Origin of the sequence: Salinimonas chungwhensis DSM 16280 (assembly GCF_000378185.1) — a bacterium.
Classification (GTDB): domain Bacteria; phylum Pseudomonadota; class Gammaproteobacteria; order Enterobacterales; family Alteromonadaceae; genus Alteromonas; species Alteromonas chungwhensis.
This window is the reverse complement of sequence record NZ_KB899377.1, coordinates 115,762-130,183: the sequence shown is the minus strand read 5'-3', so window position 1 is coordinate 130,183 and position 14,422 is coordinate 115,762. Positions and strand designations below refer to the sequence as shown.

The 14,422-nt window shown below is 49.4% G+C and carries 9 protein-coding genes; 4 read left to right on the top strand and 5 right to left on the bottom strand.

Features of this window, described 5'->3' with window-relative positions; genetic code table 11:
• Nucleotides 1-34: 34 nt before the first annotated feature.
• Nucleotides 35-1,549 carry a YifB family Mg chelatase-like AAA ATPase gene (locus tag F458_RS0104790; RefSeq protein WP_018982246.1) on the top strand — a complete coding sequence of 505 codons (1,515 nt, stop codon included), beginning with the start codon at nt 35-37 and terminating at the stop codon, nt 1,547-1,549.
• Here the strand turns inward: F458_RS0104790 and ilvY are convergent.
• Complete coding sequence (ilvY, locus tag F458_RS0104785) at nt 1,531-2,394, bottom strand: HTH-type transcriptional activator IlvY (RefSeq protein ID WP_018982245.1); 864 nt, start codon at nt 2,392-2,394, stop codon at nt 1,531-1,533. The two genes, F458_RS0104790 and ilvY, sit on opposite strands and share 19 nt — an antisense overlap.
• A gap of 153 nt (nt 2,395-2,547) precedes the next feature.
• Between ilvY and ilvC the strand changes: the two genes are divergently transcribed.
• Entirely contained in the window at nt 2,548-4,029 is a 1,482-nt protein-coding gene (gene ilvC, locus F458_RS0104780) for a ketol-acid reductoisomerase (protein WP_026294499.1), read from the top strand.
• A gap of 86 nt (nt 4,030-4,115) precedes the next feature.
• Here the strand turns inward: ilvC and F458_RS0104775 are convergent, their stop codons facing one another.
• Nucleotides 4,116-5,348 (bottom strand): multidrug effflux MFS transporter, encoded by a 1,233-nt coding sequence (locus F458_RS0104775; RefSeq protein WP_018982243.1) that lies wholly within the window; start codon nt 5,346-5,348, stop codon nt 4,116-4,118.
• A gap of 164 nt (nt 5,349-5,512) precedes the next feature.
• A complete protein-coding gene (locus tag F458_RS0104770; RefSeq protein ID WP_018982242.1) occupies nt 5,513-7,468 on the bottom strand; it encodes an alpha/beta hydrolase family protein in 1,956 nt (651 codons plus the stop codon).
• A gap of 238 nt (nt 7,469-7,706) precedes the next feature.
• Here F458_RS0104770 and F458_RS0104765 point away from each other — a divergent pair, with 238 nt between their 5' ends.
• On the top strand, nt 7,707-9,464 hold the full coding sequence (locus tag F458_RS0104765) for an autotransporter assembly complex protein TamA (RefSeq protein WP_018982241.1): 1,758 nt from the start codon (nt 7,707-7,709) through the stop codon (nt 9,462-9,464).
• Nucleotides 9,461-13,219 carry a translocation/assembly module TamB domain-containing protein gene (locus F458_RS0104760; RefSeq protein ID WP_018982240.1) on the top strand — a complete coding sequence of 1,253 codons (3,759 nt, stop codon included), beginning with the start codon at nt 9,461-9,463 and terminating at the stop codon, nt 13,217-13,219. The genes F458_RS0104765 and F458_RS0104760 overlap by 4 nt, the downstream gene beginning before the upstream one ends.
• A 15-nt stretch (nt 13,220-13,234) precedes the next feature.
• Here F458_RS0104760 and F458_RS0104755 read toward each other — a convergent pair whose 3' ends face one another.
• Both F458_RS0104755 and F458_RS0104750 read right to left on the bottom strand, forming a co-directional pair.
• Complete coding sequence (locus F458_RS0104755; protein ID WP_018982239.1) at nt 13,235-13,813, bottom strand: hypothetical protein; 579 nt, start codon at nt 13,811-13,813, stop codon at nt 13,235-13,237.
• Nucleotides 13,806-14,300, bottom strand: a complete 495-nt coding sequence (locus tag F458_RS0104750) for an RNA polymerase sigma factor (RefSeq protein ID WP_018982238.1) — start codon at nt 14,298-14,300, stop codon at nt 13,806-13,808. The genes F458_RS0104755 and F458_RS0104750 overlap by 8 nt, the downstream gene beginning before the upstream one ends.
• Nucleotides 14,301-14,422 lie beyond the last annotated feature (122 nt).

Genomic DNA, 14,422 nt, shown 5'->3' with positions numbered 1-14,422 from the left:
TTTATAAAGTGTAGCTTTTTTGCGGATGAGCATTATGGGCTATGCAATTGTAAACACCCGGGCGGGCGAGGGGGTAGGCGCGCCTCCGGTGCAGGTAGAAGTACACCTAGCCAATGGTTTACCAGCGTTTCATTTGGTAGGCATGGCCGAAACCTGTGTTAAGGAAGCAAGGGACCGGGTTCGAAGTGCGTTGATCAACAGCGGCTTTGAGTTTCCGGCCCGACGCATTACCGTAAACCTGGCGCCGGCGACTATTCCTAAACATGGCGGACGTTATGATCTACCCATTGCCATTGGGATCCTTATTGCCGCTGGGGCGCTGCCTGCCGACTGCGCCAGACAGTATGAGCTTATCGGCGAGCTGGGACTTAACGGCAACCTGAAGTCCGTGCGCGGTCTTATTCCGGCATTACTGGCAGCCAGAGATACAGAGCGTCATATCATCTTCGCGGCAGAAAATGCCCAGGAAGCCTCCCTGGTCGAAAAGCTAACCCGATATGCAGCCACTAGCTTGCTGAGTGTTTTCAATCATTTAAATCATACTGAAAAACTCAGTGCGCTGCCGGACAGTGGCGTGCAGCACTGCGAAGAAAACTCACCACGCTGGGATGATATCATCGGCCAGCATCAGGCAAAACGGGCGTTAATGATAGCCGCGGCTGCCCGGCACCATATTCTGTTTGTAGGCCCGCCAGGAACCGGTAAAAGTTTACTGGCCAGCCGCTTATTATCGTTGCTGCCGCCCCTTAGTGTGGATGAGGCTCTGCAGGTTGCGGCTATTGCATCGGTCAAAGGGATTCCAATCGATCCACGAACATTATTTTCGCGCCCTTTTCGCGCGCCGCATCACACCAGTTCGGCTATCGCTTTGACTGGCGGCGGCAGTCAGCCCTTGCCTGGTGAGGTTTCACTGGCCCACCAGGGCGTCCTGTTTTTAGACGAGTTACCTGAATTCGGCCGACGGGCCCTGGATGTGCTGCGCGAACCATTGGAAACGGGTGATATTTGTATCAGTCGAGCTCAGGGCCAGGCGGTTTATCCTGCACGCTTTCAGCTGGTAGCGGCAATGAACCCAAGCCCTACCGGCGATATTCATGATGGCCGCACCTCACCGGACAGTATTTTGCGCTACATTAATCGTCTTTCCGGCCCTTTTTTAGATCGCATTGACTTACAGGTTAATGTCCCGCGCCTAGACGATTACCTGCTTGGTAACCCCACCCCTGATAAAAACGATACGGCCAGACAGGCCCGGGAGCAAATTATCCAGGCTCAGCATACTCAGCTATGCCGACAGGGTAAGCTCAACAGCGCGCTGCAATCAGCGGAGCTTACTGACGTATGTGGGTTATCCGCAAGTGATTTACACTTTATTCAGCGTGCCGCTAAACACCTTAAACTGTCCATGCGGGTATTTCATCGCACACTGAAAGTGGCCCGGACTATTGCCGATTTAGAAGATAGTCAGACGGTACAACAGGCGCACATCAGTGAAGCATTGGGCTACCGGGCACTGGACAATATTATTGCTCAGCTTAGCTCCAGCTGAAACAGTGCGTTTATAAGGGGCTCGTCGCGACGATGACTCAGACAGCATAAACCAAGCTGATACGGCTCGATACTGTCCACGTTTATGCGAGTGACCTTGGCTGACATGCTGGAGTGATCCAACACCACCTGAGGAACAAACCCGATACCACATTCAAACGCCACCATACTCACGATAGCCTCGTTGCCGCCCACAGAAGCATAAACATTCGGTCTGATACCCGCTTCGGCAAACCAGTGATAGACAATACGTCGTGTCGGGCCATACTCCGGCATCACTACCTGATGATGCCGCCAGTCAATATCCGACAGTTGGCTGATGCCCCAGTTTCTGGGCACGATAAGATCGAGGGGAATACTGTCCAGCGGCGCAAAACTCAAATCACCGGGAAAGTCTGGCGTGTGAATGGCAATACTCACATCACAGGCTTTTTGCTTAACCCGGTCGATGGACAAAGCCGGATCGCCGGTAATTAAACGGATATCTACCGCCGGATGCAAATTGCGAAATGCCCTTAACAGGTTCGGCAGGTGACTCTGACTGGCCGTCACTGAACAGAACATACTGAGCTGACCTTGTAATGTTTGCGACGTTTCGTGCAATTGGGCGTGCAGGGTCTGCCACTCTTTTACCACCCGCCGGCTAAACATCAGCAACTGTTGACCAGCAGGAGTCAGTGACACCTGACGATTGTCGCGTACAAATAAGGCTGTGCCGCATTCCTGCTCCAGACGCTGCACCGTGCGGCTTAACGTCGATGCAGATACATAGGTGGCTTTGGCGGTTTCTCCAAAGTGCAGCGTATCGGCCAGATGATTAAATAACTGCAGGCTTTTAAAATCCATGATGTTGCAAAAAGTGAAACGTGGTCTTGCAAATATATCATTTTTCAAAACAAAAGCGATGGGCTAGTCTTCATAACAAGTCGTCACAGACGAGGTCTTCCGGGGTTGGCAGCCACCGGGATTGATGAAATAAACAAGATGTTCGGAAATCTTATGGCTAATTATTTCAATACATTATCGTTACGTCAGCAGCTGGACCAGTTGGGTCGCTGTCGCTTTATGAACCGTAGCGAATTTGCTGACGGTTGCCAGTTTTTAAAAGACAAGCGCATCGTCATCGTTGGTTGCGGTGCACAAGGCCTGAATCAGGGTCTTAACATGCGCGACTCAGGACTGAATGTTTCTTATGCGTTAAGGCAGGCAGCAATAGATGAAAAACGTGATTCGTATCAGCGGGCCACAGAGAATGGGTTTACCGTGGGGACATATCAGCAGCTAATTCCCGAAGCGGATTTAGTTTACAACCTTACCCCTGATAAACAACACGCCAGCGTTGTTGAAGCGGTGATGCCGCTAATGAAAGACGGTGCGGCGCTGGGGTATTCCCATGGCTTTAATATTGTTGAAGAAGGTCAGCAAATTCGTCAGGACATCACTGTTGTTATGTGCGCACCTAAATGTCCGGGCACTGAAGTACGAGAAGAATACAAGCGAGGTTTTGGTGTACCCACACTGATTGCGGTCCATCCGGAAAACGATCCCAAACAAGAAGGCTGGGATATTGCAAAAGCGCTGGCCAGTGCCACAGGGGGCGACCGTGCTGGCGTACTGGCTTCGTCCTTTGTGGCCGAAGTAAAATCAGACTTGATGGGCGAACAAACCATCCTTTGCGGTATGCAGCAGGTGGCTGCAATACTGGCTTTTGAAAAGATGGTTGAAGACGGTATCGATAAAGCCTACGCCGCTGCGTTGATTCAGTATGGTTTGGAAACTATCACCGAGGCACTGAAAATCGGTGGGGTGACCAATATGATGGATCGGTTATCGAACCCGGCTAAATTGAAAGCCTACGATTTATCAGAAACACTGAAAACCACGTTGCGCCCTCTGTTTGAAAAACATCAGGATGACATCATCAGCGGAGAATTTTCCCGGAATATGATGCAAGACTGGTCAAACGGCGATGCGAACTTGCTTAAGTGGCGGGAAGAAACCGGCGAAAGTGCCTTTGAACAAGCCCCGGTTTATGAAAGCAAAATCTCTGAGCAGGAGTTTTTCGATAAAGGAATTTTATTGGTTGCAATGATAAAAGCGGGTGTAGAGCTGGCGTTTGATGTGATGGTAGAGGCCGGGATTCTGCCTGAATCAGCCTATTACGAATCACTGCACGAAACACCTCTGATCTCTAATACCATCGCGCGCAAGCGTTTATACGAGATGAATGTGGTCATTTCGGACACCGCAGAATACGGTAACTATTTATTCGCTAATGCTGCGATTCCGTTGCTTAAAGAATCGTTTATGCCGGGTATTACCACTGAGGTCATCGGCAAAGGCCTTGGACAGCAAACCAATCAGGTGGATAACCGCCGACTGGTGACCGTAAACCATGCTATCCGACAGCATGGTGTAGAAACGGTAGGTGAAATCCTACGCGGGTATATGACTGACATGAAAGCCATTGTCCGCGAGTAACAGTTTCTGTCGTTAGGTGCTTTTAGAAGCCCTCTTGCCCGGCCAGTTTGGCCGGGCTTTTTTATATACCGTGAGAGAATAACGTCTTAATCGGGTTGAATCTCATGGCGCTCTTTTTCAGCAAAATATACTGCGGCGGCAGCCAGCATGAAAAAGATTAAAAAGCCAATACCAATGGGATACAGGTTGGAGGTTAAAAAGCTATCGATACTCAGGGCGACAGGAACAGCTATCAGGCTGGATAGTGAACCGATGATAGCGGCGCCCAACCCTGCCATTTCCCCTAATGGTTGCATCGCCATTGCATTGAGATTGCCGAATAAAATACCGACGAAGAAAAAGCCAACAAACATCGTACTGATGGTGATAACCAGCGGCGGCAGTCCATCGAAAGCCAGTAAAATCAAGTTAAACAGCAAGGCAAAGGAAAGTACCCCTACCAACGCGATTCTCACCAGCTTACTCATACCAAAGCGCATGACCATAGTGCCGTTGAAAAATGAGGCCAGACCAATTGAAAATGCCAGTGTGGCAAAAATATACGGGAACATCACACCTGTATCATAATATTCCTGAAAGATTGTCTGAGAAGCACTTAGATACGCCAGAAACGAGCCAAAGATACACCCCATGGCCAGTGTATAACCAATTACGGACATGTGGGTAAGCACAAATTTAGATGACCGCCCGAATTGCTGCCATGAGAACGGCTCTCGCCTGGCTTTAACCAGTGTTTCTGGCTGACGCCAGAAGTACCAGCCACCGGCCAGCACCGCAACAATCAAAAACAAACTGAAAATATGACGCCAGGTAAAAAACAGCAGTACCGCCTGGCCTACCATTGGCGCCAGCATAGGCACCAGAATAAACACCATCATTATAAACGACATGACCCGTGCCATCCCGTCACCCACATATAAGTCACGAATGATAGCCATAGCTGCAATACGGGGGCCCGACACACCAAAAGCCTGGATCAGGCGACCTGCCAGCATAGTATTCATGTCGTCTGCCTGCATACATACCAGCGAGCCGATGGCAAATATACACAATCCCAGTAAGATGGTTTCCCGGCGGCCGCGACTGTCTGAATAAGGCCCGAAAAACAGTTGTCCGAATGCCATACCGCCAAAAAATACCGACACAATCAGATGCGCATCATGTTCATTTTGCGCATTAAGTGCCTCGCCAATTTGAAGCAGCGCTGGCAGCATTGCATCAATACTTAGCGCTACCAGCGAGGTCATCAGCGCCATGAGCGCCACAAATTCCTGTAGGGCCAGAGTTGGTGTGGCTTTGGTATCAGTAGCAGGCTTCACGGAGCAGTTCCTTATCGGGAGTGAGCATAAAAGGGACCTACCCAAAAGGCGTCAGTGTACATCAAATGCGTTTTTTAAATAGCGCAATTGCTACTGATTACAGAAAGATAACGGTAAACCGTGAAAACAACTAAAAAACCGACGGAAACCGTCGGTTTTTATATTTAAAGGTAGCGATTTAAAAAGGTATCCATTTCGGCAAAAAACCGATGACGATTACGCTGAATCGACAAGTAGTGGTCTCCGGCCTCGAGTTCAACATACTTAAAAGCCGGATGCTCGTTGTCTTTTAGCGCTTCTGCCATACGCCGGCTATGCGTTACATACACACTACGATCCTCTTCACCGTGAACCAGTAACACCGGGGTTTTGATCTTTTTGGCGTGGTACAACGGTGAGCGGGCTTTTAAATCCTCCCTGTCGTCACCTATCTGGTTCTGGACAAATGCATGATTAAGAAAATACCGTGAATTACGCTCTAAGTAAGTCAGATCAGATACCCCGTTAACACTGACGGCACATGCAAATAAATCCGGCGTCTTGACCGTTGCCATCAGTGCGGCATAGCCGCCATAGCTGCCGCCTACAATACATATTTTTTCGTTGTCGGCATGACCATTTTCAATCATCCACTGTGTAGCGTCAGTAATATCGTCCTGCATCTGCAACCCCCAGCTTTTCATCTGAGCGTTGGCGAACTCATAGCCGTAACCTGTTGAGCCACGAAAGTTAGGCCGCAAAACCGCATACCCGCGACTGGTAAAATAGGCTATCCAGTAGTTGAACCCGTCAACGTCCCGGGCGCCAGGGCCCCCATGTGGATGAATGATAGTAGGATATGGTGGTTTGCCTCGGTTCGGTAAGGTCAGATACGCTTCGATTTCTAACCCGTCCCGCGCCTTGTAGGTTATTTGTTTATTCTCGGGAATATTCAAGCCCACCAGCTGCGGGTAGAGATTAAATAAGCCATCAATTTTTTGGGTCTGGGTATTGCCAAGACTCAGATAAGGTGGTTCGCCCTGGGTTTCTGAATGCAGAATATAATGCGTTTCATCTGCACTGAAGCTAAGGATGGTATTGGTAAACTCCGGTAGCGCTTCGTCTAACATTGTCTGCAGTGAAGCCCAGCGGGGCTGCCAGTAATATTCGCCGTTATCTGCCTGGGTATGAGTGATTCCTATGGCCTCGCCGGTTTTAGGTGAATAAATAAGACTACCGTCAACATCATAATTTTCATCAGCATAAACCAGCTCGCTTTCACGAGTATCCAGCTGCATTTTGTACAGGGCCAGGTAATCGCCGTTGTAGGCAGCGTAATAAAGGATGTTTGGATCAAGACCAAACCCTTTTGGATAAAAGCCTTTTTCATTCATTTTGTTGTATGAAAAAAGTGTCTTCCAGTCAGAGTCTTCATTGTCCCGGATGAGTACCCGGGTATCGCCATTGTCATAGTCTACGGCAATACCCAGGCGAAGCGTTGACTGCTGATCAGTCATCCACTGACGAACCTCCCGCTTGCCCCGGGTAATACGGGTGCGGCTGTAGTCGTTTACATTGACCTTATAAACTGACGGTTGCGCAGGCATATCTGTATCCACCTGCATCATGATATGTTCAGGATCATCGTCCATCCAGTCAATAACGCTGTCGACATACTGAGGGTAGACTTTGATTCTGCCCGAACGTCTTAACCTCTCAACATCAATCACCATACGCGGCTTTTCATCCGGTTTGGTGTAATCCATGATGTACATGCGGGTTTTGTAGAAGCGGGCTTGTCGCTGCTTTTCTTCGTACAATGCACTGATGGCCAGCTGGTGATTATTGACCCAGCGATACCAGTTTATTTTCACTTTTTCATTATCTGAACGTAATAAATAAGCGGTCTTGCGCTTGTCAAAGTCATACACCTGCAATATCGCAAGCGCTTCACCTTTTATTGTTACATTGTGCGTATACGCTATGCGACCGCCATCTGGCGATAAGCGAACTTTTTGTATTTTGGGCAACGCACTAAAGTCAGTGACCGGTGGCGGTTGGTATGTTTCAGATAAAACTGATGAGCAAAAAAATATTGCCAAAAACAGGACCAGATGCCTGATATTCTTGAATCCTTTCAAGGGTTCTTCCTTATAAACGTGGTATTTTGCAGTTACACCGCAAATCCATGCGATGTATCGCAGCTGATCTTCGCAAGGGCCAAAGCGATAATATACTAGAGTCCTTAGTTCAATCATCGTATTGTACCGGCCTCAAATTTATCACTATTGGACTGTTGCTAAACAATCAGTCTGATTAGTGCCTCAATAACAATGCTGTTATTCACCGATACGCCTTTAAGGACTATAAAGTAAATTCATGCCTCTGAGAAAGTATTATAAAACCCGCTGTCTGATTTTATTGGTGGCACTCCTGCCGTGGCAGGCGCTGGCTGAATTAACATTTTCCATAGACGGTATTGATGACGATGAGATAGAGGACAATATTCGGCTGCATCTGAAAAGCATTAATATTAGTCAGGATGCATTAAGTGACCCGTTCTGGCAGGAAGAAATCAGTAAGACCGTCGCCACAGCAGTCGAACCTTTTGGTTACTATAACAGCACAACGTTGATTGAAACTACCGAGGATGGTGATGTTGAACTTACTGTTTCACTGGATACACCGTTAAAGGTCACTAATATCACGCGGGAAATTATCGGCGCAGGTCGCGCGGATAAAACGTTTCGCAAAACCTTTAACAGTTTCCCGCTGCAAAAAGGGGATGTGCTTTTACAGCCAGAGTATGAGCAGTTCAAATCGCGAATGTTTAACTATGCGCTTAATCACGGGTATTTTGATTTTCACTGGCAGGCAACCCGGCTGGATTTAGTGCGGGAAGAACGAGCCGCCAATATTTTGCTCATCGCTCAAAGTGGCCCTCGTTATGAATTTGGCGAGATTGCTATTAACGGTCAGGACAAAGCCGCTTCTATCGTAGAGCAGCTCAAACCGTTTGACGTCGGTGAGCCGTATACCGCCGATCAGTTAACTGAATTTAATCGCAGGCTCAATGCTACAGGGTATTTCTCCCGAGTAATTGCCCGCCCGGTGGTCAGTAAAGCACAGGGAACAAGGGTACCCATTGAAGTAACGCTGGACCATAAACCCCGCGATAATTTTAATATAGGTATCGGAGCGGCAACAGATACAGGTCCGCGCTTGCGCCTGAAGTGGGAACGACCCTGGGTCAATGATGAAGGTCATTCAGCAAATGCAGAGTTATTTATTTCTGCTCCGGAACAATCAATTACTGCAGACTACCTCGTGCCCATGGGTGATTTAAAAAATGATTATCTGAAGTATGAGGCGGGTTATCAGTTTCTTGATTACAGCAACACAAATACGGAAAGCGAAACACTATCGTTGTCTGTGCACAGGCTGATACAGCAGGCTGACTCCCCGTGGCAAAGTGATTATTCGACCACACTGCTGCGTGAAAAGTATGAGGTAAATGATGATCCCAGTCAGACCACCCAGCTGTTACTGCCCGGCTATGCCCTTCAATATCTGACGAAAGATGATCCACTGAATATCAGTCGTGGCACTTATTTTAGAGCCGGCGTGCAAGTTGGTCGCGAGGATATTGGATCGGATATTGATATTATCAAGGCCTCGGTGGAAGCAAAGTTCATTCGTACTATCGGCAAGCATCGGTTCATGGTGCGTTCTGAAATCGGTGCCATCAAAACCGACAGCTTTACCGAAGTTCCGGCCTCCGTGCGATTTTATGCCGGCGGAGACCAGAGTGTACGGGGCTTCGGATTCCGGGATATTTCACCGGCTGGTGAAATCTTCAATCCGGTACTAGGCGCAATTCAAGAGTCAGCGGGGGCCAGGTACCTGGCTACCATGGGCAATGAATACGCTTATCAGGTGGCCCCAAACTGGCGAATAGCCGCATTTGTTGATGTGGGGGTTGCGACCAACGAGTTTGAAGAAGACCCTTCCTACGGTGTCGGCCCGGGCGTGCATTGGCTGTCTCCTATCGGACCGGTGCGGCTTTACATAGCCAGAAGTTTTTCACCGGACGAAAAAAACTGGCGAATCCATTTTATGCTGGGGCCTGAATTATGAGAAAACGCTCTGTCGCACTGTGGATTACTGCGCCGTTCATACTGGTTCTGGTGTTAGTTGGTGTATTGATCAGCCCTTTGGGAAGCCCGCTGTTGGCAAATATCGGCGCGGCCCTGGTTGAAGATCTTGAAATTGAAGCGATTTCCGGTTCGCCATTAAGTGACTTTACGGTAAACGGGTTATCCTGGCACAACCCGCAATGGAAAGTGGAAGTCAAAGAAGCCTCGATTAATCTCGTACTGGGCTGTTTTCTTTCAAAAAAAGTATGTGTCGATACACTTACGACCCAGGGGGTCACTGTCACGCAAACCGGTGAGGCAGCTGAGCAGGAGCCCCCTTCTGACGAGACTGGTTTTGCCATGCCTGTTACCGTCATTATTAATCAGGCATCCTTTAAAAATACGACGGTGAACATGCCGGGCCAAAAAATTTCTCTGGCGTCGCTATTTGTCAGCGGACGCGCGGCAGATAAAATTACCCTGGACCCGGTGGAACTTGAAGGGCTATTTATTGATATACCTGCCACTGCAAAGCCAGACGCACAGACGCCACCCAGTAGTTACGCACTCAGTTATTCAGCGCCTGAACTGCCTGAGATAAAAACGCCTATCCCCATCCAGGTGTCATCCCTTAGTTTGAAAAATGCACAGCTTCAAACCGGTGATGAACCGCAAAAACTGAACCTTCTCAGTATCGATAATTACCAGTTTACTGATTATTCCATGCAGCTAAGCCGGTTACACGTGGAACATGAGATGGGCCAGGCCGATCTGTCGCTGGCCGTTACGCTTCAGGATAAATATCCTCTTGAGACCAACTTAAATGCACGATTCACCCTGCCTGATGGTCAATCTCAGCAGGTTAACGTTACGCTCAATGGCATGTTGTCAGCACTGGATGTGAGTGTAGTGGCCACCGGTCAGTATCAGGCTGACCTGCAGTTAACAGCCGATATTTTAAACGACCAGCTACCGGTCGACATGAAGGCGACCTGGCCACAGCAGCCGCTTCCTGGTCTGCCCGAGGGCAATGTGTACAACGGTCAAATCACTGCTCGCGGTGAAATGGGCAACTATCAGATTACTGGGAGTACAGCGGTCGATGCACCCGAAATAGGCCGCGTACCGCTGGATGTAGATATTGTACTTAACCGCAAAAATATCACCGTAAATTCACTGGACGCAGACTTATTGAACGGCTCTGTCAGTAACAGCGGTACCTTATACCTTGACGAGGCTATTAGCTGGTCAGGGACTACCAAGCTGAAGAACATCTCAACGACTTCTCTTGTGAGCAGCGGTCCTACCGACTTATCCGGTCAGTTCACCAGTTTAATGCAATATAACAGTAAAGGCATTCAGGCCAGCTTAACCGATATCAATATAACCGGCTTGCAGGGTGGGTTTGACTTAAGTCTCAGCGGCTCTGCGGTATACTCCGGCCCGAACGAAATTCTGGTGACGTCGATTCAGCTTACCCAGGGTGAAAACCAGGCTGAGATTGCCGGACAACTGATTAAGAACCGTTTACTTAAAGGCACCGTACAAGCGCAACTGACTCAGCTTACCGCTATCTACCCGGGCTTAAGCGGTTCAGTAACTGCCGATATTGATATCTCCGGAGAGTGGCAGGACCCCGGCGCACAGGGCAGTGTCGCGCTCAACGATCTTCAGGTGCCCGCCTCGTTAAATCCCTCACTGGCACAACAGGGGCCGTTAAGTGGTGAACTTTCGGTCAGCGGTAAATTATCTGATCATCATGTGGAAACCAGCGTCAATTTGCCGGAACACGCCCTGGCTGTCGTCATTGATGGTGGTTGGGAAGGTGAGCGTTGGAAAGGTACATTATCTGACAGCACTATTGGTATTTTCTCCACACGCTGGGAATTAGGCTCCCCGTTTACCGTCGCGGTGCGGCCTTCGCCCTTTAGTACCAAGATTACCGCACACTGCTGGGAGTCGCGCAAAGAAGGTCAGCTGTGCGTAAATGATTTGCTGTATAAAGACAGCGTCGCCAGATGGGATATCGATGCCAGTAAACTGCCTGTCGGCCTGTGGGCCAGTGAGTTTTTAGGCGATATTGTTCCTCAGCCGCCAGAGGCTACCGCCTCCCTTGCTACGCAGGGCAGAATGCGCGATGGCGAACGGCCTCAGGGTATTTTCAATTTCAATGTGACACCGGCGACGTGGAAGCTCGGTGAAAATGGTAACGTCGCCATCGAGGTTGATGCGATTGAAGCCAGCGGTGAACTCAAAGCCGATGAACTGGTGGCATCGGCAAGCCTTAAAAGTGAACAGTTAGGTGATATTGTCGCTCACATAACGACCCAGCCATTTGCTTCGACACCTACGATTGATGGCAATATCAGGCTGGACAATATCAATGTGGCACCACTGAAGCCGATATCACCTGCGATCAGAGAGCTGACCGGTTCAATCAACGGAGATATTGCACTTGATGGCAACCTAACAGCCCCGCAACTAAACGGCGATTTAAAGCTGGCCAATGGCAATATTGATATTGAAGATACCCCGGCGGCTATCAGTGACTGGACCCAGGATATTCGTTTTAAGGGAAACCGTGCTGAATTTGACGGTCAGTTTGCGCTAGGACCGGGAACAGGCCAACTGCAGGGCAGCATCGACTGGAGCTCGCCGCAACAACCCGAAATTACGCTAAGCCTCACCGGAGACAGACTGGAAGTTCAGCAACGTGATATCACCTTACGGGTATCACCGGATTTAAATGCCACCGTCTCGCCAGAAGCCGTTAAAGTTAGCGGCGAGGTGAGAATTCCGTGGGCCAGAATCAAAATCGAAGAGTTGCCGGAAAGCGCGGTAGCGCCCTCAAAAGATGTGCATTTGCGCGGCGAGCCCCCCAGCGAAGACCCACTGAGTATTGTTAATGCGGATGTGGATGTCATCATTGATGATAACAAAAGTGGCGAAGTGAAGGTGGAAGCCTTTGGCTTGACGGCTAATCTCACTGGCCACCTGCAAGTAAAAACGCAACCTGCACTGGTCGGCTATGGTGCTCTTCAGGTGATGGATGGCCGGTTTCAGGCCTATGGCCAGGACTTAATTATCCGGACCGGCGAAGTGCAGTTTAACGGCCCGCTGGACCAGCCCAATTTACTGGTGGAAGCGATTCGTCCCCCGGCTAAAACCGACGATGGGGTTATTGCGGGGGTCCGTATAGACGGTATGGCCGACAGCCCCAATATCAGTATATTCAGTAACCCGGCGATGGATCAGAGTCGCTCGCTCAGCTATTTGCTCACCGGCAGCGCAGAATTCACCGGTGGGGGGGGAGACACCAGCTACGGGGCTGTCCTGCTGGGACTCGGCCTGTCTAACACGAGCGAAATACAAGGTCAGCTGGGAGAGGCGCTGGGTATTCAGGATTTCAGTATTGGTACTACCGCAGGCTCGGCAGGTAACGACCCTAAACTGTCACTCAGTGGTCAGATTAATGACCGCCTGAGTATTCGGTATAACTTTGATGTCGGATTGAGAAGCGGTGATAGCGCGGCAGAGACAGTCCGTCGCCGCTCAGTGCCGCCTGACCTTGCCCTGAGATATCGCTGGATGCCACAGTTTTATGCTGAGGCTATTCAGACCACCATTGAAGAACAGGCGGTATTTGCGCTGGACTTTTACTATCAGTTCTTCCTGGGTAAGGAGCCAGAAAAAGGTGCGCCCCAGAGTAATCCAACTGAGCAGGAAAATCCGGACAACACAGATAGCGATGAATAGCCACTCTGGATTTCATTAGCGAGGGGCGATGTCTCCGAGTTGTTTCTCAAGCTGGTGCAGCTCCTGTATAAAACGTTGTTGGCGTCTGGTTGCCCATACATAAAAAATAGCATTAGCCAGGCCAGCCGCTGCCAGCGCAATTATGACAGGGACAAACTTGGCTTCAGGTAACTTTCCCGACACATAGAGCCAGCAATAAAACCCAACCAGTAACCCCTGAGCTACCCAGGCTGAGTGCCTGGTAACCCGGGCTATGCGAATGTTGTTTTCAAGCTGGCGAAGAAACACACGCAGATGATCTTGCGTCGCTTTGCCACTAACCAGTGACAGCCGGCGTAACCACGTCAGATAGGCAGTATAGCCTATCGCCATCACACCGATACCCAACAGAAAATAACGCTCAGGGCCGTGAATAACATCCCGCGACCAATAAAAAAGATAAATCAGTGGTATCAGACACAGACAATCCAACAGCAGGTAAAGCCGGTGCTTAATTCTGGCCGAGCGCAAACGCTTTTTAATGATGGCGATATCCACCGGCGTCACTGACTGTGAGTGCCACAATGCTCCTATTTGCTCGTCAAAATCATTCATTCTTCAGCTTCCTTTTTATCGTTACCTTAGCCCGGTTAATCAGCACCCCAACATGGGATGTAGTCAGCCCGCAGACTTCGGCGATTTCCTCATAACTCAGTCCCTCCAGAGAAAGCGTCATAGCCTGACGGCTTTGAATTGGCAGCTGACGGATAACATCAAGTAACTGCTGGCGGATCTGTGCATTCTCAAGCTGTGTAACGGGGCTGGCCTCAGTGTGCCCGCACGCCCAGCTTTGGTTGTCTTCATAACTGTCTGAGGCGGGGTGTCGTACCTGGCGGGCGACATGGGTGACTGCACGATTGTGCGCTACTTTTAAAATATAGGTTTTAATGCTGCTTTTACCCTGATAACGCTGCAAGCTTTGCCAGACGGCAAGACAGATGTCCTGAGTCAGTTCATCGCGCAGAGCGGGCCGTGCTTCATATGAGGCTGCCACCCGCGCTAATATAGCGCCGTATTGAGAAAAAACCTGCTCAAAATCCACGTTTAATTCTGCTTCCTTTCACATTTAGACACATAAGCCAGAGTATCAGTCTGTGAAGGATAATATTTATTACACCTTACCTGTAATAAAAAAGCCGACCTTGCGACTACTTACTCATAACC

Bases quoted from the DNA above. Each gene is read 5' to 3' on its own strand.
- F458_RS0104765 (WP_018982241.1), top strand. From the start codon at position 7,707: ATGCCTCTGAGAAAGTATTATAAAACCCGCTGTCTGATTTTATTGGTG.
- F458_RS0104755 (WP_018982239.1), bottom strand. From the start codon at position 13,813: ATGAATGATTTTGACGAGCAAATAGGAGCATTGTGGCACTCACAGTCA.
- F458_RS0104760 (WP_018982240.1), top strand. From the start codon at position 9,461: ATGAGAAAACGCTCTGTCGCACTGTGGATTACTGCGCCGTTCATACTG.
- ilvC (WP_026294499.1), top strand. From the start codon at position 2,548: ATGGCTAATTATTTCAATACATTATCGTTACGTCAGCAGCTGGACCAG.
- F458_RS0104790 (WP_018982246.1), top strand. From the start codon at position 35: ATGGGCTATGCAATTGTAAACACCCGGGCGGGCGAGGGGGTAGGCGCG.
- ilvY (WP_018982245.1), bottom strand. From the start codon at position 2,394: ATGGATTTTAAAAGCCTGCAGTTATTTAATCATCTGGCCGATACGCTG.